Below are 19,337 nucleotides of genomic sequence, written 5' to 3'. Positions count from 1 at the left end.
TTGTGTTACTCCGCCTGACCTTTAATTTGTTTTTTACCCGGTCCGGTCGGTGTTGCCCTGAGGCGTAATAAGGGATGGAGATTCCTTTCAGAATAGCGACTGAGTTGCAGCGCAGATCCTCCCTGAATTGCCCCTCGTGCCCTACAATCTGTCAACAGAATGTGAAAACGTCAATACAGGTGACGGGGATTTACGCTAAGTGTGAGAATTGGCAAACAAAGATTAAAAAAACTACCGGGGCGTATTTTCAGCAGGGAAATTTATGCTACCCGCCATGATGCAGCACAACTCTCTATGCAATCTGCTACAACCAGTGATTAACATTTATTCAACCAGGGTAAATTTTCTTTCAGAATGGCGATTATCTGCGCACTAAATGCCATGAACGTTAAAACGCACAGGGGAAAATGCTGAGGTTATCCATAAGCAACGCGAAAAAAGATCAATCCAAAGATAAAAAAATACAATGGAATATGTCACAAATACGTTAACAGGCAGGGCTAAACAGAGGTAAGGCGTATTTTGTGGAATTATGCGGAGTAAGTCTTGCGAAGCATTCATTTCTGCGGGCGATAAATGCAAAGAATCCTGCTCAAATGAGCGGGTTTTTGAATGTGGTCGGCGAGAGAGGATTACTCGTCACTTCGTGACTCGCCCTGCGGGCCGTTGCTGAAGCAACGTTCTCTCGCTTCGCTCGAGTCGAACCTCCTTCTCCGGAGGTTCTCATCCTTATAACCTTCAGATGCAAAAAACCCCGCTCAAAGAGCGGGGTTTCGAATGTGGTCGGCGAGAGAGGATTACTCGTCACTTCGTGACTCGCCCTGCGGGCCGTTGCTGAAGCAACGTTCTCTCGCTTTGCTCGAGTCGAATCTCCTTCCCCGGAGGTTCTCATCCTCATAACCTTCAGATGCAAAAAAACCCGCTCAAATGAGCGGGGTTTTCGAATGTGGTCGGCGAGAGAGGACTACTCGTCACTTCGTGACTCGCCCTGCGGGCCGTTGCTGAAGCAACGTTCTCTCGCTTCGCTCGAGTCGAACCTCCTTCCCCGGAGGCTCTCATCCTTATAACCTTCAGATGCAAAAAACCCCGCTCAAAGAGCGGGGTTTTCGAATGTGGTCGGCGAGAGAGGATTACTCGTCACTTCGTGACTCGCCCTGCGGGCCGTTGCTGAAGCAACGTTCTCTCGCTTTGCTCGAGTCGAATCTCCTTCCCCGGAGGTTCTCATCCTCATAACCTTCAGATGCAAAAAACCCCGCTCAAATGAGCGGGGTTTTCGAATGTGGTCGGCGAGAGAGGATTCGAACCTCCGACCCACTGGTCCCAAACCAGTTGCGCTACCAAGCTGCGCTACTCGCCGAATGCGGAGCGCATCTTACTGCTACGCTCTGCCTCCGTCAATCCCTTATTTAGCAAAAGCCTTTCGATCGGCTATAAAGTCGCCAGACCAGTTATTTTGCGGCTTTTGCAGCGCCGTCAGGCACTTTACACCAGTTGTTATTCTCGTTAATCCCGCCGTCTGGCGAGGTATAACCGAGGCAACCGAGAATAGTGTCGTACAGCTCTACATGACGATGCGCCACTTTCATATCCGCCTGCTCTTTAAGATGAGCGAACATTTTGGCTTTATCCGGGTTCTCCAGATACTTGTCGGACATCCACACCATCATTGGCACACGGAACTGCTCCGGTGGTGCCATCTTGCGCGGCGTGCCGTGCAGGTGCTCTTTCTCGTTAATCGACTCACCGTGGTCGGCAGCGTAGAAGACGATGGCTTTTTTATCGCGCACCTGATCAATCACGCTGTCGATAAAGTGATCTACATAGGTCACCGTGTTGTCATAAGAGTTGATCAGCTGCGCTTTGCTGCAGTCTTTATCCACGCCCTTACACTCCGGCGTCCATTTAGCAAAGCTGCGTGGATAACGCTGGGTGTAGTTAAAGTGCGACCCTTTAGTATGCAGGATGATCAGGTGCTTACCGTTCTCATTGTTCTGCAGAGAGCGCTGCATCTCGTCGATCAGCAGCATGTCGTCCACGCTCTTACCGCGGTTACGCGGCTCGGCGCCAATCTGCTCGCGGTAGGCGATATTGTTGGCCATGGTGTTGCTGTAGAACCACATCTCGCTCTGCATCGCGTAGAGGTCAGAGCTAAAGCCAAGCTGACGCAGTACCGAGAAGACGTTCTGCTCTTTCAGGGTCCGCTGTGGGTTATCGCTTGCCCCACCTTCACGCACGAACATGCAGCGCAACGAGAGCTTAGTGGCGGTATCACAGGAAGTACCGCGGAAGGCGACGAGGTTTTTCTCCTGCGCCAGCTTCGGTGTGGTATCCCGCTCATAGCCCAGCATACCCATATGATCCCAGCGCGTGGTTTCACCAATAATGAAGACTACATAGGTATCATCGATGTCAGACGGCGCCTGATAGGTGAATTTCTTCGCCGGGTTCATCAGCGATTTATTATCGGAGGACTCATCCACCTGCGCCCAGGCGTATAACCCCAGCGCAGAGATCCAGTTGGATGGCAGATACGAGTTCGCCACCACGCCGCCGTAGCTCGGCATATCCACGCCGGAGGTACGCTCAACGTTTTTCTGTTGCAGGTCAAGCAGGCGAATTGGCCCCCAGACCATTAATCCTGCCAGCACCACCACCGCGGCGCTTCGGATGCGCTGCCCTGGCGTACGCAGTTGGCGCAATAACGTATAGCGGCAGCGGTTGTTCCAGATAAGCAGCAGCGGCAGAACGCTGACGCAAACCAGCCAGAGAATAAAGTGCAAACCGACCACCTCTTTCGAGAGGTCGATATCCGTGGTCATGACCGAGGCAATAATGCCGTAGCCAATCACCACGTTCATAAATGTCATGTAATAGCTGGCACCCGCCGAGCACAACACCACCAGCGTGGCGAGTACGCGCCAGATACGCCGTCCAAACAACGACAGCAGACGCAGCAAAAAGAAGGTAACCAGTACAGTGGCAACCAGTTCAACGACCGCAGCGATTCCTTTCCAGGCGGTAAAGTCTTGCGCATAACCATCAAACCGACGGAAAAAAACCGCGCCATTCATAAACAGACCGATGTACAACGCGAGCAAAAAGCTGAGCTTTTGTTGCGTCATCGCTTTGATATATTTCATTAATGCAACCTGGAAAAAGGTAAAGTAAAACCGTTTCACTTTTGGTTAAAAAGTAAACAAGATAATTGACTGCTCAGGGACAGTTATCGGAAACGTCTTTAAGCGCGGTAAGTAGACCACAGGGAAAAGGAAAAGTGGCAACAGAGAATGTGATCCCTGCAAATATTTACAAAAAAACAAGTCCGATGACATACTCATGACGTGTTCGTAACGTCTTGCAGAAACAAAAAAGGCCGGAATATCCGGCCCTTAGGGTGAGATTTAATCAGGCATGCGCTTGTTTAAATACTTCGCGCTGCGGCTGGCGAATAGTGGTGGAAAGCGCCAGGGAAAGGATAAGTAAGGCGAATATAACGCAGAAGGTGACATAAAAGCCGCCAAACAGCGAAGCGATAAGCGAACCGCAAATACTGCCGATACCAAAGCCTAAATAAATAACGCCGTAGTTTTTTGCCAGGTTATTCAGGCCGAAGAATTCACTGACCAGTGATGGGAAGACAGTAATAGTCCCGCCGAAGTTAAAGGCAACACAGGCGATGGCGGCGAAGAAGGTCACTTCATTAAGCGGCGCGAATAACAGCGCTGCCATCCCTACCAGCGACACCACCTGGCCGATAGTGATCACGCGGATGCGGGCGATTTTATCAGACAGGATCCCCAGCACCAGGCGGCCAGAGAGGTTGGCGATAGAGATAATGGTCACTGCGTTAGCCGCCGTTGCGGCATCCAGTTTCACCATTCCCTGGGCAATATCTTTCGCCACGCCAATAACATACAGGCCACTCATACAGGCAGTCAGGAACATTACCGCCAGCATCCAGTACTGTGGCTTACGCATTGACTGAGCCAGCGTAAAGTCGTTCTCCACAACACCGTTGACCGTCTGTACCTGCTGCTGCGGCGCATCTTTCATCAGTGTGGCCCCAAACAGGATCATCACCAGCACGATAGCGCCCCAGATCATGAAGGTTTTTTCCAGACCGACGGTGGCCAACAGGTGGCTGTCGATAAATTTAAAGCCCAGGCTGCCGAGACCATAAGAGCCAATGGCAAAGGCGGAGATTAACCCTTTACGTTCCGGGAACCATTTCACGCAGTTCGACAGGGTTAACAGATAGCCCGCGCCATCCGCCAGCCCCACCAGCACCCCGGCGCTTAGCCACAGCATCATCAGGTTGTTGGAGTGTGCAGTCAGGAAGAAGCCGACCCCCAGCAAAATCCCGGAGGCCATAGTGACGCGCTTCACGCCGAAGCGTTCCTGCAATTTACCGGCCACGGAGGAAGAGAGCGCCAGACCCAGGCTCAGCAAACCAAAGGAGAATGCCACCTGGCTGACCGAAGCATTGAGTTTGTCGGAGAGCGCGCTATTAAACAGGCTCCAGGTATAGACTGAACCCAGCGCAAACTGGGTTACGATGGTACCGATAAGGGTCAGCCAACGGGTGCGATTATAAGAGGGTGTATTCATGGCAGTTGTCCTGCAGCAGAAAAAAGGGAAATTCACTGCTGACAACGATAACCAAAACCCTACATGAGCAGGGGTAAAACGGCATGAAGTGCAGAGAGGCGGGAATGAAATGCCTAAAATCAGGAATGAATGACCTGGACGACTGCCTGTACCCGCCCCAGAGAAGAGGAAACCAGGTCATTCATGCGCTGTATTCAGAACCTGGCGCTGACACCAAGCGTATAGAGATAATCTTCCCCGGTGGACATATTCTCGGCCTGCGACATTGACGCATAGGCGGCCATATGGGGGTTAATCAGCATATCGGCCCCAACGGTAACATCCATCCAGTTGCCGTACTGCGTTGACGGCGTCAGTCGCCCCAGCCCGGATTGCGTCTTCCATTGATTATCACCGAACTGCTGGTTATAGCTAATCTGCGCCCAAGGCCGCACATCGCCCAGCCGCGTATCGACGCGCCAGCCCAACGTGCTGACGCTGGCATGCCACAGCGGGTCGGTCAGCGATTGGGTATTCACGCTATCACCAAACTCGTTATACATATTGGGCGTGGAGCCGTCGTAATGCCAGGCGGCAACCGGTCCGGTGGTGACACGGCGGATAATGGGAATACTCCAGCCCACGCTCATCGTGCTGGTGGCGTCCGTCGGTGACGTATCGGGCAACGTCAGCGCCAGTCCGGGCATATTTTGTGAAGAGAGGATCCGCTCTTTTAAAATATCTTCATAACGCGGTGGGTGATCGTCATCCCATGTATAACGCTCAGTGGTATTACTTTTCGTATCTGAAACGATATATTCCTGTTGCCAGGCATTTGCTGTGTTGCCTGTCAGCAGACAGGCCACGAAACTCACCAGGCCTACGGCATGGCGGCCACTTATTTTTTTTATAATCATCAAAGCGACTCCAGAGAAGAGCCGAATTCGGCGATATTTGTGATTGTTTATAGTGAGGCTACGCGGTTACATGAAGAATGTTGCGTATCAGCCTGTATTAACTATTGTCTCTTTAGATGACACGTCAAGCCGGGCCGATTGAAATTTTTGAAATTTCAGGAGCAACAAGGGAGACAACCGATGCAACGTTGTGGCTGGGTTAGCCAGGATCCACTCTACATCGCCTATCACGATACAGAGTGGGGCGTGCCGGAAACTGACGGAAAGAATTTGTTTGAGATGATCTGCCTTGAGGGCCAGCAGGCCGGGTTATCCTGGATCACCGTGCTTAAAAAACGGGAAAACTACCGCCGCGCCTTCCACCAGTTCGATCCGGTCCTTGTCGCCGGGATGACCACCGCCGACGTCGACAGGTTAGTGCTGGATGCGGGGATCATTCGCCATCGCGGCAAAATCGAAGCCATTATTGGCAACGCCCGGGCCTATTTAGCGATGGAGGAGAATGGCGAGCGGTTCTGCGATTTCGTCTGGTCCTTTGTCGATAACACTCCACAGGTGACCCAGGCGGCGACACTCGCCGGGATCCCCACCTCTACGCCCGCGTCAGATGCCCTGTCGAAGGCGCTGAAAAAGCGTGGCTTTAAGTTCGTCGGCACCACCATCTGTTACTCCTTTATGCAGGCCTGCGGGCTGGTTAACGATCACGTCACGTCCTGCCACTGTCATCCAGGAGGTCAAGATGATCCGCAAATGGCTCAATGACGATGTCGAACCACTGCTGGCTCTCTGGCTGGAGAGCACCACCGTGGCCCATCCATTTATTGATGCGCAGTACTGGCAGGAGAGCGAGCCGGTGGTACGGGAGGTCTACCTGCCGTCGGCAGAGACCTGGGTGTGGGAAGAGAAAGGCCAGCTTCGCGGCTTTATCAGCGTGATGCAGTCAGCCTATGTCGGCGCGCTGTTTGTCGACCCGGCTTATGCCGGACAGGGGATCGGGCATGCGCTGATCCACCATGTGCAGCAGCGCTACCCGTCGTTAAGCCTGGAGGTTTACCAGAAGAACAGTCGGGCGGTGAATTTCTACCATGCTCAGGGCTTTCGTATTGAAGACAGCGCCTGGCAGGAAGATACCCAACACCCGACCTGGCTTATGAGCTGGCAGGCGGATCAAACGCCGTCAGCGTAAGCGTCGGCCCTTGATATTTTTCCAGCCACGCCAGCGCGGTATTCCCTGCACAGCCATTCCCCAGCTTCGAGCTGGGGAGATCTTTGGTCAGCACGTTGACCGCCCCGTTCTTACAAATTCCGCCATTCTCAGCATCCAGATCCGGCCATGCCCCCTGATGAATACAGATCACTCCCGGCTTGATGCCGTCGCTCACCACCGCTCCGGCCAGCACCTGGCCGCGATGGTTCCAGACGCGCACCACGTCGCCATCGGCAATGCCGCGCGCTTTCGCATCATCCGGGTGTAATGTCACCGGCTCGCGCCCGGCCACCGCATACTGATCGCGCAGAGAGGAGTAGTTCAGCTGGCTGTGCAGACGGTGCGCCGGATGAGCAGAGAGCACCTGCAGCTGTTCCGGCTCGGCATTACCCTGCCACTCGTCCGGCTCCAGCCACATCGGGTGCGGTGGACAGTCGGCATAGTTGAAGCTGGCGATGCGCTCAGAATGAATGACAATTTTACCGCTCTCGGTTTTCAACGGATGATTCTCGGGATCGCGACGGAAATCGGCGAAACGCACAAACTTCGCGTTCTCGTCGGACGCCGGCATCTCGACGATGGCGTTGGCCTCCCAGAACTCGGCAAAGGGCGCTAACGTCACCCCCTGTGCCGCGCCACGCTGCCCGGCGATCTGATAGAAGGTCTCCAGCCACTCCAGATCGGTTTTGCCTTCGGTAAAGCGCTCGCCCCCGCCCTGCTCCCAGCGCTCGCTCAGCTCGGCAAACACCTCCAGGTCATCACGCGCTTCATCGCGCGGCGGCACGACGCGCTTCATCGGCACCATATGCTGGTTGCTGTAATCGCCGGTCATGGTCATGTCGTTACGTTCAAACGAGGTGGTCGCCGGCAGTACAATATCGGCATGCTTCGCCGCTGCGGTCCAGAAGCACTCGGAGATCACCACCAGCTCCGGCTTTTGCCAGGCGCGGATCAGGCGATTAGTGTCCTGGTGATGGGTAAAGTTAGCTCCGCCCGCCCACCAGACGAAGCGAATATCCGGGAAATGGCGATCCAGACCGTTGTGCTGATAGAAGCCCCCCGGATTTTCCAGCGCCTCGACAATACGGGCGACCGGGATTTTATCCACCGCATCCGTACCGCCTTTGACTGACCCCTGCATGGAGGCCAGCACCGCTGCGCGCCGGGTCGGGTTACCGCCGTTGGCAAAGTGGTATGAAAGACCAAAGCCGCCGCCCGGAGTACCGATCTGGCCAAGCATCGCCGCGAGAGTGACCAGCATCCAGTGCTTCTGCTCGCCAAACTGCTGGCGCTGCATACCCCAGCCGGACATCAGCATGGTGGTGTTGTTATGGAATAATGCCGCCAGTTCGCGGATCTTCTCTGCCGGAACGCCGCAAATCTCAGCAGCCCACTCTGCGGTTTTGGCGATGCCGTCCGTCGCGCCCAGAAGGTAGTCGGCAAATGTCTCGTAGCCGCTGGTGCAACGCGCAAGGAAGGCTTCATCCTGCCAGCCATTCTCCACCAGAGTATGGGCAATACCCAGCATCATCGCCACATCGGTGCCCATATGCGGGGCGATCCACTCGGCACTCTCGCCAAAGAAATCCATGGTTTCGGAGCGCATCGGATCGATACAGATCAGGCGTTTGCCACTTTTACGCAACGCATCAAAATAGGGGATGCCCTGCTCGTCGCTGGCGTTCCAGGCAATTTTCAGGGTGTTGAGCGGGTTAGCGCTCCACAGCACCACCACCTCGCTGTGCTCCAGCACCAGTGGCCAGCTGGTCTGCTGCTGGTACACCTCGTTGCCACCCACCACATAGGGCATGATGGCCTGCGCCGCCCCGGTAGAGTAGTCCCCCAGATGGCCGGTGTAGCCCCCCGCCAGGCTCATATAGCGCTGAAGCAGGGTCGCCGCCTTGTGCAGCACGCCGTTCGAGCGCCAGCCGTACGAACCGGCAAATATCGACGACGGGCCATAACTCTCGCGTATACGTTTATGCTGCGCATCGATGAGATCCAGCGCCTGATCCCAGCTGACGCGCACAAATTCATCCTGCCCACGCACCCCCTGTGGATTTTCGGGTGACGCCAGAAAGCCCTTACGCACCATCGGCCAGCGCACACGAGTTTTACTGTGCACCTGGTCGCGCACCGCGGTTTGCAAGGAGTTAGGGTGTTGCGTCGGCAACGCGCCACGGGATGACAACACCTTGTCGCCGTCGGTTTCGACCAGCATGGGCCCCCAGTGGGCTGCCGTCAGAATGGTTTTTGTAGAAGTGGTCACAGCGTGTGCTCCTGGATTGCCGGTTGCAGGTTTTTTCAGCCTTCATTGAGGCTGTTTATGGTTTGACACAAATTTAAGAGTTATCCCCGGAATTTTCTCCGTAACTGCACGTCATAATCAACCGCCACGCCCGTCGTGGCAAAGAATAAAAAAGCTTAAGGAAAGAAGATGAAAAAAAGCGCACTTATGATTGCCGCCGTAGTCAGCGGCGCACTGGTTGTTTCAGGCTGCACCACCAACCCTTACACCGGCGAACGCGAAGCGGGTAAATCAGGCATTGGCGCTGGTATCGGCTCCCTGGTAGGGGCAGGCGTTGGCGTCCTCTCCTCCTCGAAAAAAGATCGCGGCAAAGGTGCCCTGATTGGTGCCGCAGCAGGCGCAGCGCTGGGTGGCGGTGCCGGTTATTATATGGACGTGCAGGAAGCGAAGCTGCGCGACAAAATGAAAGGGACTGGCGTAAGCGTCACCCGCAGTGGCGATAACATCATTCTGAACATGCCGAACAACGTGACCTTCGACAGCAATAGCGCGACGCTGAAACCTGAGGGTGCCAACACCTTGACCGGCGTGGCGATGGTGCTGAAAGAGTATGAAAAAACCGCGGTGAACGTGCTGGGTTATACCGACAGCACCGGCAGCAAGGACCTGAACATGCGTCTCTCCCAGCAGCGTGCCGACGCGGTAGCCAGCGCGCTGATCACTCAGAGCGTTGCGGCAAATCGCATTCGCACCAGCGGCATGGGTCCGGCCAATCCGATCGCCAGCAACAGCACGGCAGAAGGCAAAGCGCAGAACCGTCGCGTTGAGATCACCTTAAGCCCGGTGCAGTAAGTAAAAGCAAAACGGCAACCTGGTTGCCGTTTTTAGTGTTTGCACCCTCTCCTCGTGGGAGAGGGCCGGGGTGAGGGCATCAGGCCGTAGCGATTTCCCCTCACCCTAACCCTCTCCCCAAAGGGGAGAGGGGACAGACCGTGCGTGGTGTGGTTTTCTCATTCTCCCCAAAGGAGGAGGGAGCAGACCGTGCTCGGGATGGTTTTCTCCCTCTCCCTGTGGGAGAGGGCCGGGGTGAGGGCATCAGGCCGCAGAGATGTCCCCTCACCCTAACCCTCTCCCCAAAAGGGAGAGGGGACAGACCGTGCGCGGTGTGGTTTTCTCATTCTCCCCAAAGGAGGAGGGAGCAGACCGTGCTCGGGATGGTTTTCTCTCTCCCTATGGGAGAGAGCCGAGGTGAGGGCATCAGGCCGCACACTCCCCAGGCCCGGTAAGCGTAGCGCCACCGGGCATTTTCGCGTTAAGGTATGCTCACCCTAAGCAAGGACATCAGCGATGAGCAAATCAACACGGCCCACCATCAGCGACGTGGCGAAAGCCGCAAAAACCGGTAAAACCAGCATTTCCCGTTATCTCAACGGCGAAAAACACCTGCTGTCCGACGCGCTGCTGGCCCGTATTGAACAGGCTATCGCCGAACTCGATTACCGCCCAAGCCTGATGGCCCGGGGCCTGAAGCATGGCCGCACGCGCCTGATCGGCCTGATCATCGCCGATATCACCAATCCCTACTCCGTAAATGTCCTCAGCGGCATCGAAGCCGCCTGCCGGGAAAAAGGCTTTACCCCGCTGGTGTGTAACACCAACAACGAAGTCGACCAGGAGCTGCACTATCTCGATCTGCTGCGCAGTTATCAGGTGGAAGGCATTGTGGTTAACGCCGTCGGGATGCGCGAAGAGGGACTGAACCGCCTGCAACAGTCTGCCCTGCCGATGGTGCTGATTGACCGTAAAATTCCCGATTTTGCCTGCGATGTGGTGGGACTGGATAACACCCAGGCCGCCACCACCGCCACCGAACACCTTATTGAACAAGGGTTTGAAGCGATCCTGTTCCTGAGCGAACCCCTGGGGATGGTCAACACCCGCCGCGAACGCCTGACCGCCTTTCGCACCACCCTCGCCCGCTATACTGGCGTGGTGGCTGAAAACGTCGAAATTCCCCTTCACGAGTCTGAGCAGCTGGACAACGCCCTGCGCCAGTTTCATACCCGCCATCGCGGGATGCGTAAAGCCGTTATTTCCGCTAACGGCGCGTTAACGCTGCAGGTCGCCCGGTCGCTGAAGCGCATTGGTCTGCACTGGGGGAGCGACATCGGCCTGCTGGGCTTTGACGAGCTGGAGTGGGCCGAACTGGCGGGCGTGGGCATTACCACTCTTAAGCAGCCCACCTGGCAGATTGGTTTCGCCGCTGTCGAGCAGGTGGTCCGCCGGATCAATGGCGCCGATGATGCGGTGCGCGAGCAGGTCTTCTCCGGCGAGCTGATCGTCCGCGGTTCCACGGCCCGATAACCCCCTTCGTGATGGCGATCATAAATCCAGCATCCTGAACTTTTCTTTGGAACCGGTTCCATCTAGCGTAAAGAGTATCAGCTACGTGATGGAGTCCACCAATGGGCAGAAAAATTATTGTTGTCACCGCCGCGTATGGCGCTGACAAAGTCCGTGAAGCCGGGGGGCAACGCGCCATCCTGCACGTGATCGCCGGTGCGGGTGCCGACGGGGTCGAGATCCGCCGGGAGTTATTTAACGAAGCCGAACTGGCGTCGTTATCCACTCTGGCTGGCTCCATTGAACTGCTCGGCCTGCTGGCCTGCTACTCCGCACCCGATGCCCTGTTTACCCCGGATGGCATCCTCAACCCCATGCTGCCCCGCTATCTTGAAGAAGCCGCGACGCTCAATGCCCTGTGGCTGAAAGTCTCCCTCGGTCATTTCAGCGATAGGCAGCAGCTCGATGCGCTGCGCGCCCTGCTGGATGAAACCGGCATGACGCTGGTGGTGGAAAATGACCAGACGAACTATGGCCAGCTGGCCCCTATGCAGCGTTTCAAAGCTGCCTGCCGGGTGATGAATCTCCCGGTGACCCTGACCTTTGATATGGGCAACTGGTTGTGGGTGGGAGAATCACCGGAAGAGGCGGCGAAGCATCTGGCACCTGCGGTCAGCTATATTCATGTAAAAGCCGCCGTTCCCCATCAGCAACAGTATCGCGCCGTGCCGCCGGATCATGACAGCACCCGCTGGCAGGCGCTGCTGGATCAGCTACCTGCCGACGCCCCACGCGGAATTGAGTTTCCTCTGGAAGGCCCAGACCTGACGGCTGTCACCCGTCATTACGTCAATTTACTGCGCGAGGAGTAACGCCATGCCGCATGCTCTGGATGTCATCACCATCGGCGAAGCCATGGCCATGTTTGTCGCCACGAAGACCGGCGAACTTAGCGCCGTCGATCAGTTTATGAAGCGCGTCGCCGGTGCAGAACTCAACGTCGCCACCGGCCTGGCGCGTCTCGGCCTGAAGGTGGGCTGGGTGAGCCGCGTCGGCAATGACAGCTTCGGCCAGTTTGTGCTCGACACCCTGAAAAAAGAGGGGATCGAGACCGCAGGCGTGACCCTGGATGGCCGTTATCCAACGGGCTTTCAGCTTAAATCGAAGGTCACCGATGGAACCGATCCCATCGTGGAGTATTTCCGTAAAGGCTCGGCAGCCAGCCACCTGTCGGTAGAGGATTTCAACCCGGTCTGGTTTACCGCAGCAAGGCATCTCCATTTGAGCGGCGTGGCGGCAGCGTTGTCCCACAGCTCTTACGCCCTGCTCGATCACGCTGCCGGCGCAATGAAAGCGGCGGGCAAGACGATCTCTTTCGATCCGAACCTGCGCCCGGTGCTGTGGAAAAGCGAAGCGGAGATGGTGGAGAAGCTGAACCACCTCGCCTTCCAGGCCGACTGGGTATTACCCGGCGTGAAAGAGGGCCAGATCCTGACCGGGGAAAAGACGCCGGAAGGGATCGCTGATTTTTATCTGAACCGGGGCGTGAAAGCCGTGATCCTGAAAACCGGGGCCGACGGCGCCTGGTTTAAAACCGCCGACGGCGAGCAAGGTGCCGTGGCAGCGGTGAAGGTCGAGAACGTTGTCGATACCGTCGGCGCTGGAGACGGTTTTGCCGTGGGCGTGGTCAGTGCTCTGCTGGAAGGTAAAACGCTTCATCAGGCCATCACCCGCGGCAATATCATCGGCTCGCTGGCGATTCAGGTTCAGGGCGACAGCGAAGGATTACCGACGCGAGAACAACTGGAAGCATAAGTCCTCTCGCTCTGGCTCTCTCCCTACAGGGGAGAGGAAATAAACAAACAGACCACCCTGTACCCTACAGACAGCGGCGGTTACCCCCTCCATCACAGAGGCAAGCCTATGAACAGTGCAACAAATGCAGTAAAACGCTGGTGGTACATCATGCCTGTCGTGTTCATCACGTACAGCCTGGCGTATCTCGACCGCGCCAACTTCAGCTTCGCATCCGCCGCAGGCATCACCGAAGATCTGGGGATCACCAAAGGCGTCTCCTCGCTGCTGGGTGCCCTCTTCTTCCTCGGCTACTTCTTCTTCCAGATCCCCGGCGCGATTTATGCTGAACGCCGTAGCGTGCGCAAACTGATCTTTATCTGCCTGATCCTCTGGGGTGCCTGTGCTTCCCTCACCGGGGTGGTGAATAATATCCCGGCGCTGGCGGCCATTCGCTTTATCCTCGGCGTGGTGGAAGCGGCGGTCATGCCCGCGATGCTGATCTACATTAGCAACTGGTTTACCAAATCCGAACGCTCGCGCGCCAATACCTTCCTTATTCTCGGTAATCCGGTGACGGTGCTGTGGATGTCGGTAGTCTCCGGGTATCTGATCCAGTCTTTCGGCTGGCGCGAAATGTTCATTATTGAAGGCGTTCCGGCGGTGATCTGGGCCTTCTGCTGGTGGGTACTGGTAAAAGACAAACCCGCACAGGCCAAATGGCTGTCGGAAGATGAAAAAGCGGCGCTGCAGGCGCAGCTGGATAAAGAGCAGCAGGGGCTGAAAGCGGTACGTAATTACGGTGAAGCCTTCCGTTCACGCAACGTGATCCTGCTGTGCATGCAGTACTTCACCTGGAGCATCGGGGTTTACGGTTTTGTCCTGTGGCTGCCGTCCATCATCCGTAGCGCGGGCGATAACCTCGGTATGGTCGAGGTGGGCTGGCTCTCTTCCGTACCCTATCTGGCGGCGACCATCGCCATGATCGTGGTCTCCTGGGCATCGGATAAGCTGCAAAACCGTAAGCTGTTCGTCTGGCCGCTGCTGTTAATTGCTGCCTGCGCCTTTATCGGCTCGTGGGCGGTGGGGGCAAACCACTTCTGGGTGTCCTACACGCTGCTGGTGATTGCCGGTGCCGCCATGTACGCCCCTTATGGTCCGTTCTTTGCCATTATCCCGGAGATGCTGCCGCGTAACGTAGCAGGCGGCGCGATGGCGCTGATCAACAGCATGGGTGCGCTGGGTTCCTTCTTCGGTTCGTGGTTTGTGGGGTATCTGAACGGTGCAACCGGCAGCCCGTCGGCCTCGTACATCTTTATGGGGGTGGCGCTTTTTGCCTCTGTATGGCTTACTTTGATTGTTAAGCCTGCTAATAATCAAAACATTCCCGTCGGCGCACGCCACGCCTGAACCCTTTAAATATCAACGGAGATTAGCATGAAGCCGTCCGTCATTTTGTATAAAGCCCTGCCTGATGCGTTACAGCAGCGCCTTGAAAATCATTTCACCGTCACCCGGGTCAACAACCTCAGCCCGGAGACGGTACAGCAGCATGCTGACGCCTTCGCGGGTGCCGTCGGGCTGCTCGGCTCCAGCGAAAAAGTGGATGCCGCGCTGCTGGAAAAAATGCCGAAGCTTCGTGCGACCTCCACCATTTCGGTGGGCTATGACAACTTCGACGTCGATGCGCTGAATGCCCGTAACGTCCTGCTGATGCACACGCCAACCGTACTGACCGAAACCGTGGCCGATACGCTGATGGCGCTGGTGCTCAGCAGCGCGCGTCGGGTGGTGGAAGTGGCCGAACGCGTTAAAGCCGGGGAATGGACCAAAAGCATCGGCCCGGACTGGTTTGGCACCGACGTGCACGGCAAAACGCTGGGTATTGTCGGAATGGGCCGTATCGGTCTGGCGCTGGCGCAGCGCGCCCACTTCGGTTTCAACATGCCAATCCTCTACAACGCACGCCGCCAGCATAAAGAAGCAGAGGAGCGTTTCAACGCACGCTACTGCGAGCTGGATACCCTGTTGCAGGAAGCGGACTTTGTCTGCCTGATCCTGCCGCTGACCGATGAAACTCATCATCTGATGGGTAAAGCGCAGTTTGAGAAGATGAAAAAATCCGCCATCTTTATCAATGCGGGACGCGGGCCAGTGGTGGATGAGCAGGCGCTGATTGCGGCGCTGAAAAACGGTGAGATCCACGCGGCGGGGCTGGATGTGTTTGAGCAGGAGCCGCTACCGGCCAGCTCAGAATTGCTGAAGCTGCCCAACGTCGTGGCGCTGCCGCACATTGGCTCTGCAACGCATGAGACGCGCTACAACATGGCGGCCTGTGCAGTGGATAACCTGATCGACGCCCTGCAGGGCAAGGTCGATAAAAACTGCGTTAATCCGCAGGCCAAACCCTGAACGAAAAAAACCCGCCAGAGGCGGGTTTTTAAATTCTTTTAGCTGAGTTGGAAGCTTACAGGCTTACAACGTTACCAGCTGCTGGGCCTTTAGCGCCGCTTTCGATGGTGAAGGAAACTTTCTGACCTTCGTCCAGAGATTTGTAGCCATCGTTCTGGATAGCAGAGAAGTGTACGAACACGTCTTTTGAGCCATCGTCAGGAGTGATGAAGCCGAAACCTTTATCAGCGTTGAACCATTTTACCAGACCAGTCATTTTACCAGACATAGAGATTACCTTTTAAAAATTTGTTTTGCCTTCCGGCGCGATGATGGAATGTGTTACAGATTTTTAAGCGATGAAGGAAGGGTCACTACGAAGGGTATCTAAGATAACGCATCTGGACTGCTTAACTAAACTGCTTTAGGTCTGTGTAACAAACCGACGAGGACTATTAAACATAGTTACGAGATCAAAGACAAGCTTTATTTTCTACCATTATAAAAAACCCGCTTTGCAGCGGGGTTTTTAATCTGCCAACCTGCGCTTCGCTTGCATGGGCCTACGGATTTGCAGGCCGGGTAAGCACGGCGTTACCCGGCAAAGGCGAGCACAACGTCTGACGTTATTCCGTTGCGGCCATCGCTGCGCCCCAGGCCTGGCTAAACGCCTGGTGCTGCGCTGCCAGCGGCCCAATCAGCGTATTGTACTGGCTGGCCTGCTGCGAAGTCGGGAACTGAATGCCGTTAGAGACAAAGCTCACCTGGGTGCCCTGCTGCGAAATATAATCCGCCACTTGTACCAGTTGCTGAGTGAAGATCTGCGCGGCTGGAATGAGCGGCTGCAGCGCATCGGCAGGTTTGGTCACCACTTTTTCATACACTTTGTCGAACACAGGTTTGAGGTCTTCGCCCTGTTTCAACGCAGAGCGCGCGCCATCGGCCTGCATCTTAGCGTTCTGCAGCTGCTGGCCCAGCACACCCAGTGCGCCATTTGCCTGGCTCAGCGGCTCACGCTGGGTCACATAATCCTGGGGGACGCGAATCGCATTCACGCTGTCTACCACCGGACGCAGACCAGCGTCCATCGCCTGATTCACTTGCTGTGAATAACCATACAAAATGGCATAGTCAGAAACGAAGGGACCAAACTGCTTTTTCTGATCCGCAGTCAGCGTTGGCAAACGCTCACCACTGCGCATCGCTGTATTTTGCAGGAAATCGATAAACGCTTTGCGCTGATCGCCTTCCTTATCGAAACACCCACTCAGGCTAACTACCATTAATAACGCCGCAAGCGGCGCAAACCAGCGAGAGCAGAGCTTTCCTGTCGCCATTGTTATTACTCCTTTCACCCAAAAAAGCGCACACCGGCACACGCGTGCCCAACGCTGCCAAGAATAGTCCAGGTCAGGCCTGCAAGATACTCTTTTCATGTAAAACGGCTATTGCCATATAAATTCTTACGATTTACAAAAATATACCTGATGCTAAGGCGCTACTGAATAATCAAGTCATTAGCATAAGCATGCGGCCTCAAATTCCGCGAGCGAAACGTATCTCGCAAAATTAATCACGCACGTTACGATCTCCTCTCAGTTTTAGCGACTATTCTTAAATTGCTCTCTAATGTTCACGATCCCGCAGTGTGATTTATGAGGAGTCCTCAATGGAATTAAAAGATCCTATGTTCGATCTGCTAAGCAGTCTGGAACAGATTGTTTTTAAAGATAAACCGCAAACGGTAACCCGTTCGCAAAAGTCTAATCCCTTTACGGAATTTGAGCGCTTACGCAAAGGGACAGGGATGAAAACCGATGATTTCGCCCGAGCAATGGGTGTCAGCGTAGCAATGGTTCAGGAGTGGGAATCTAAAAGAGTGAAGCCCTCCATGACCGAGCTGAAGCTGATGAGTCTGATTCAGGCTAACCCGGCACTCCGCAAGCAGTTGACTGAGTAGTCTTGTTTCCGCCCCCGCATTTGCGGGGGCTTATGTTTCTGTCACCGTCGTTCAGCCTGCCACTCCCCGCCACGCCATACCAGTTCATGCGTCAGATTAAGCCCATCCAGAAAATGCCCATCATGCGACACCACCAGCAGTGCACCTGCAAAGCCTGCCAGCGCCGCCTCAATGCCCTGCGTGGAGGCCAGATCCAGGTGATTGGTCGGTTCATCAAGCAGCAACAGCTGCGTCGCCTCTTCCCGCCACAGAACGCAGGCCAGCGCCGCTTTTAACCGCTCGCCGCCGCTTAGCTCTGCCAGCGGCAGCATGACTTTATCCGCACCCAACTGTAGCTGTGCCAGACGACTCCGTAGCACGCCCTCCTCCAGCGGTGTGTTATGCAGATTGAGATGGCTGATAACGGACTGCGTCAGATCCAGTTGCGACAAATGCTGGTCAAGATACGCCGTGTTGACAGAGACACGACAGGAGCCAGCGGCAGGCAGGCACTCACCCAGAATCGCTTTCAGCAGCGTGGATTTCCCGCAGCCGTTCGGCCCGCGCAGGGCTACCCGCATCGGCCCATCCATGCGCCAGTTAAGCGCCGGCATTGAGACATACGGCAGCACCAGCTCTTCTAACACCAGCACCTGTTTGCCCTCCGCAATCTGGCTGCCCGGCAGGGTAAACATCACCGGGTTATCCTCTTCGACCCGTTCCCGCGCCTGGTTGACCGCCGCGTTCAATGCATCCTGCTGCTCATGATGCTGTTTGCGCCACGTACCCGGACGCTCCTTTGCTGCGCCTTTGTATTTCACCCGCTCAAACGAGGCGATATTAAGGTTATCCACCGTGCGCAGGGTTTTCGCTGAGCGGCGCAGGCTATCGTCATGCTCTTTCTGCATGCGGCTGCGGGTGCGTTTGCGCTCGGTTGTGGCGTGCTCCAGCGCCGCACGGGCGGCCTGCTGTTCCGCGTCCCGCTGACGCTGATAATCGGCATAATTTCCGCCGTAACTGTGCAAACCGGAAGCGCTGAGTTCCAGTATGCGCGGCACCCGCTCCAGCAACTCACGATCGTGCGAAGCCACCAGCACACCGCCGGAATACCGGGCCAGCTGGGCATAGAACCACTCCCGCCCCTGACGATCGAGGTGGTTGGTGGGTTCATCCAGTAGCAGATAATCCGCATTAGCCACAAACGCACCGCACAGCAGGGCGCGAACCCGCTCGCCGCCGCTCAGTTCGCAGGCCAGCCTGTCAGGGGCAAACGCCGGAAGCTGCGCCTCCCTGAACGCCTCACCCAGCCGTTCGGCGATATCCCAGAAACCGTCCAGGCGCTCCAGATCGTCAGGCTGGTAATCACCGCCGTCGATCCGCGCCCGGGCCGCGAAGATAGCTTCATAACCAAGCAGCTGTGCCAGAGTGGTCTGCGGGGAGATATCGTGCTGTTGCGCAACGTAACTGTGCGTGCCGAAACGTTCGATATGGCCGCTGGCTGGCTTGTCCAGATCGGCCAGCAACCGCAGGAGCCGGGTCTTACCGCTACCGTTGCGGCCAACTAACGCGCAAAGTGAAGGCTCCAGCGAAAGATTCAGCGGACCAAAAAGGGTATCGCCCGTCGCAAACTGACAGGTGACCTGATGCAAAATAAAAGAAGGGGATTGCGCAAAATGAGCCATAAGCACTCCTGAATGAAATCAATAGATCCCCTGCCGACGCGGTGGCGTTTAGCAAGGCTCGAAATTCATCAGTCGTGGTTGTTCATTTTTGGGGGGCGCTCCAGAGGGAGAAAATTAACGGGATTAAGGATAGCGGTAATTTACTGAGCGTTTCAAGGTTAAATTTTCAACTATGCGGTATAAAAAAACCCGCCGAAGCGGGTTTTTAGCACTCACAGTGCCCGTGCAA

16 protein-coding genes, 1 tRNA gene and 4 other RNA genes are annotated in these 19,337 nt (G+C 55.8%); 9 read left to right on the top strand and 12 right to left on the bottom strand.

Features of this window, described 5'->3' with window-relative positions:
• Window positions 1–615 precede the first annotated feature (615 nt).
• From ABIE02_RS20020 to ABIE02_RS19985, 8 genes are all read right to left on the bottom strand, one after another.
• Window positions 616–747: non-coding RNA, RtT sRNA (locus ABIE02_RS20020), on the bottom strand.
• Between the two features lie 33 nt (window positions 748–780).
• Window positions 781–912, bottom strand: a non-coding RNA gene (locus ABIE02_RS20015) — RtT sRNA.
• A 35-nt stretch (window positions 913–947) separates the two neighbouring features.
• A non-coding RNA gene (locus ABIE02_RS20010) (RtT sRNA) lies at window positions 948–1,079 on the bottom strand.
• Window positions 1,080–1,113: 34 nt separating this feature from the next.
• Window positions 1,114–1,245, bottom strand: a non-coding RNA gene (locus ABIE02_RS20005) — RtT sRNA.
• Window positions 1,246–1,280: 35 nt separating this feature from the next.
• A tRNA-Pro gene (locus ABIE02_RS20000) sits at window positions 1,281–1,357 on the bottom strand.
• A gap of 91 nt (window positions 1,358–1,448) precedes the next feature.
• Window positions 1,449–3,140 (bottom strand): kdo(2)-lipid A phosphoethanolamine 7''-transferase, encoded by a 1,692-nt coding sequence (eptB, locus tag ABIE02_RS19995; RefSeq protein WP_077226495.1) that lies wholly within the window; start codon window positions 3,138–3,140, stop codon window positions 1,449–1,451.
• Between the two features lie 265 nt (window positions 3,141–3,405).
• Window positions 3,406–4,608 (bottom strand): L-lactate MFS transporter, encoded by a 1,203-nt coding sequence (locus ABIE02_RS19990; RefSeq protein WP_336995095.1) that lies wholly within the window; start codon window positions 4,606–4,608, stop codon window positions 3,406–3,408.
• A gap of 194 nt (window positions 4,609–4,802) precedes the next feature.
• On the bottom strand, window positions 4,803–5,504 hold the full coding sequence (locus tag ABIE02_RS19985) for an autotransporter domain-containing protein (protein ID WP_032615858.1): 702 nt from the start codon (window positions 5,502–5,504) through the stop codon (window positions 4,803–4,805).
• A gap of 180 nt (window positions 5,505–5,684) precedes the next feature.
• Here ABIE02_RS19985 and tag point away from each other — a divergent pair, with 180 nt between their 5' ends.
• On the top strand, window positions 5,685–6,266 hold the full coding sequence (gene tag / locus ABIE02_RS19980) for a DNA-3-methyladenine glycosylase I (RefSeq protein WP_059308973.1): 582 nt from the start codon (window positions 5,685–5,687) through the stop codon (window positions 6,264–6,266).
• Window positions 6,244–6,690, top strand: coding sequence for an N-acetyltransferase (locus ABIE02_RS19975; RefSeq protein ID WP_059308974.1), 447 nt, complete (start codon window positions 6,244–6,246; stop codon window positions 6,688–6,690). The genes tag and ABIE02_RS19975 overlap by 23 nt, the downstream gene beginning before the upstream one ends.
• Here ABIE02_RS19975 and ABIE02_RS19970 read toward each other — a convergent pair.
• The gene (locus ABIE02_RS19970; RefSeq protein ID WP_204231477.1) at window positions 6,653–8,980 is read right to left on the bottom strand and encodes a molybdopterin guanine dinucleotide-containing S/N-oxide reductase; all 2,328 of its coding nucleotides are present in this window, start codon (window positions 8,978–8,980) and stop codon (window positions 6,653–6,655) included. The genes ABIE02_RS19975 and ABIE02_RS19970 overlap by 38 nt on opposite strands.
• 168 nt (window positions 8,981–9,148) lie before the next feature.
• On the opposite strand from ABIE02_RS19970, the gene ABIE02_RS19965 reads away from it, so the two are divergent.
• The 6 genes from ABIE02_RS19965 to ghrB all read left to right on the top strand — a co-directional run bounded on the left by ABIE02_RS19965 (window position 9,149) and on the right by ghrB (window position 15,508).
• Complete coding sequence (locus ABIE02_RS19965) at window positions 9,149–9,811, top strand: OmpA family lipoprotein (protein WP_059308975.1); 663 nt, start codon at window positions 9,149–9,151, stop codon at window positions 9,809–9,811.
• Between the two features lie 495 nt (window positions 9,812–10,306).
• The gene (locus ABIE02_RS19960) at window positions 10,307–11,323 is read left to right on the top strand and encodes a LacI family DNA-binding transcriptional regulator (protein WP_059308976.1); all 1,017 of its coding nucleotides are present in this window, start codon (window positions 10,307–10,309) and stop codon (window positions 11,321–11,323) included.
• 101 nt (window positions 11,324–11,424) lie between these two features.
• Window positions 11,425–12,174 (top strand): sugar phosphate isomerase/epimerase family protein, encoded by a 750-nt coding sequence (locus ABIE02_RS19955; protein ID WP_103793562.1) that lies wholly within the window; start codon window positions 11,425–11,427, stop codon window positions 12,172–12,174.
• A gap of 4 nt (window positions 12,175–12,178) precedes the next feature.
• Window positions 12,179–13,117 (top strand): sugar kinase, encoded by a 939-nt coding sequence (locus ABIE02_RS19950; RefSeq protein WP_077226491.1) that lies wholly within the window; start codon window positions 12,179–12,181, stop codon window positions 13,115–13,117.
• A gap of 108 nt (window positions 13,118–13,225) precedes the next feature.
• Entirely contained in the window at window positions 13,226–14,506 is a 1,281-nt protein-coding gene (locus ABIE02_RS19945) for an MFS transporter (protein WP_032615826.1), read from the top strand.
• Between the two features lie 27 nt (window positions 14,507–14,533).
• Window positions 14,534–15,508, top strand: coding sequence for a glyoxylate/hydroxypyruvate reductase GhrB (gene ghrB / locus ABIE02_RS19940; RefSeq protein WP_032615824.1), 975 nt, complete (start codon window positions 14,534–14,536; stop codon window positions 15,506–15,508).
• A gap of 55 nt (window positions 15,509–15,563) precedes the next feature.
• Here ghrB and cspE read toward each other — a convergent pair whose 3' ends face one another.
• Window positions 15,564–15,776 (bottom strand): transcription antiterminator/RNA stability regulator CspE, encoded by a 213-nt coding sequence (cspE, locus tag ABIE02_RS19935; RefSeq protein ID WP_032615822.1) that lies wholly within the window; start codon window positions 15,774–15,776, stop codon window positions 15,564–15,566.
• A gap of 337 nt (window positions 15,777–16,113) precedes the next feature.
• Window positions 16,114–16,824: a DUF3053 domain-containing protein gene (locus ABIE02_RS19930; RefSeq protein WP_032615819.1), complete on the bottom strand. Its 711-nt coding sequence runs from the start codon at window positions 16,822–16,824 to the stop codon at window positions 16,114–16,116.
• 332 nt (window positions 16,825–17,156) lie between these two features.
• Here ABIE02_RS19930 and ABIE02_RS19925 point away from each other — a divergent pair, with 332 nt between their 5' ends.
• Window positions 17,157–17,447, top strand: a complete 291-nt coding sequence (locus ABIE02_RS19925) for an HTH-type transcriptional regulator (protein WP_032615816.1) — start codon at window positions 17,157–17,159, stop codon at window positions 17,445–17,447.
• A gap of 41 nt (window positions 17,448–17,488) precedes the next feature.
• On the opposite strand, the gene ABIE02_RS19920 is transcribed toward ABIE02_RS19925, so the two are convergent.
• Complete coding sequence (locus tag ABIE02_RS19920; protein WP_336995096.1) at window positions 17,489–19,108, bottom strand: ATP-binding cassette domain-containing protein; 1,620 nt, start codon at window positions 19,106–19,108, stop codon at window positions 17,489–17,491.
• Window positions 19,109–19,337: the final 229 nt, after the last annotated feature.

It is taken from the genome of Leclercia sp. 1548, assembly GCF_050435045.1.
GTDB classification, from domain to species: domain Bacteria; phylum Pseudomonadota; class Gammaproteobacteria; order Enterobacterales; family Enterobacteriaceae; genus Enterobacter; species Enterobacter adecarboxylatus.
The sequence above is the reverse complement of the archived record's forward strand: the minus strand, read 5'-3'. Positions and strand labels throughout refer to the sequence as shown.

What these genes read in the sequence shown, in the direction of transcription:
- eptB (WP_077226495.1), bottom strand. Translation starts at nt 3,140, where the DNA reads ATGAAATATATCAAAGCGATGACGCAACAAAAGCTCAGCTTTTTGCTC.
- ABIE02_RS19990 (WP_336995095.1), bottom strand. Translation starts at nt 4,608, where the DNA reads ATGAATACACCCTCTTATAATCGCACCCGTTGGCTGACCCTTATCGGT.
- ABIE02_RS19985 (WP_032615858.1), bottom strand. Translation starts at nt 5,504, where the DNA reads ATGATTATAAAAAAAATAAGTGGCCGCCATGCCGTAGGCCTGGTGAGT.
- tag (WP_059308973.1), top strand. Translation starts at nt 5,685, where the DNA reads ATGCAACGTTGTGGCTGGGTTAGCCAGGATCCACTCTACATCGCCTAT.
- ABIE02_RS19975 (WP_059308974.1), top strand. Translation starts at nt 6,244, where the DNA reads ATGATCCGCAAATGGCTCAATGACGATGTCGAACCACTGCTGGCTCTC.
- ABIE02_RS19965 (WP_059308975.1), top strand. Translation starts at nt 9,149, where the DNA reads ATGAAAAAAAGCGCACTTATGATTGCCGCCGTAGTCAGCGGCGCACTG.
- ABIE02_RS19960 (WP_059308976.1), top strand. Translation starts at nt 10,307, where the DNA reads ATGAGCAAATCAACACGGCCCACCATCAGCGACGTGGCGAAAGCCGCA.
- ABIE02_RS19955 (WP_103793562.1), top strand. Translation starts at nt 11,425, where the DNA reads ATGGGCAGAAAAATTATTGTTGTCACCGCCGCGTATGGCGCTGACAAA.
- ABIE02_RS19950 (WP_077226491.1), top strand. Translation starts at nt 12,179, where the DNA reads ATGCCGCATGCTCTGGATGTCATCACCATCGGCGAAGCCATGGCCATG.
- ABIE02_RS19945 (WP_032615826.1), top strand. Translation starts at nt 13,226, where the DNA reads ATGAACAGTGCAACAAATGCAGTAAAACGCTGGTGGTACATCATGCCT.
- ghrB (WP_032615824.1), top strand. Translation starts at nt 14,534, where the DNA reads ATGAAGCCGTCCGTCATTTTGTATAAAGCCCTGCCTGATGCGTTACAG.
- cspE (WP_032615822.1), bottom strand. Translation starts at nt 15,776, where the DNA reads ATGTCTGGTAAAATGACTGGTCTGGTAAAATGGTTCAACGCTGATAAA.
- ABIE02_RS19930 (WP_032615819.1), bottom strand. Translation starts at nt 16,824, where the DNA reads ATGGCGACAGGAAAGCTCTGCTCTCGCTGGTTTGCGCCGCTTGCGGCG.
- ABIE02_RS19925 (WP_032615816.1), top strand. Translation starts at nt 17,157, where the DNA reads ATGGAATTAAAAGATCCTATGTTCGATCTGCTAAGCAGTCTGGAACAG.
- ABIE02_RS19920 (WP_336995096.1), bottom strand. Translation starts at nt 19,108, where the DNA reads ATGGCTCATTTTGCGCAATCCCCTTCTTTTATTTTGCATCAGGTCACC.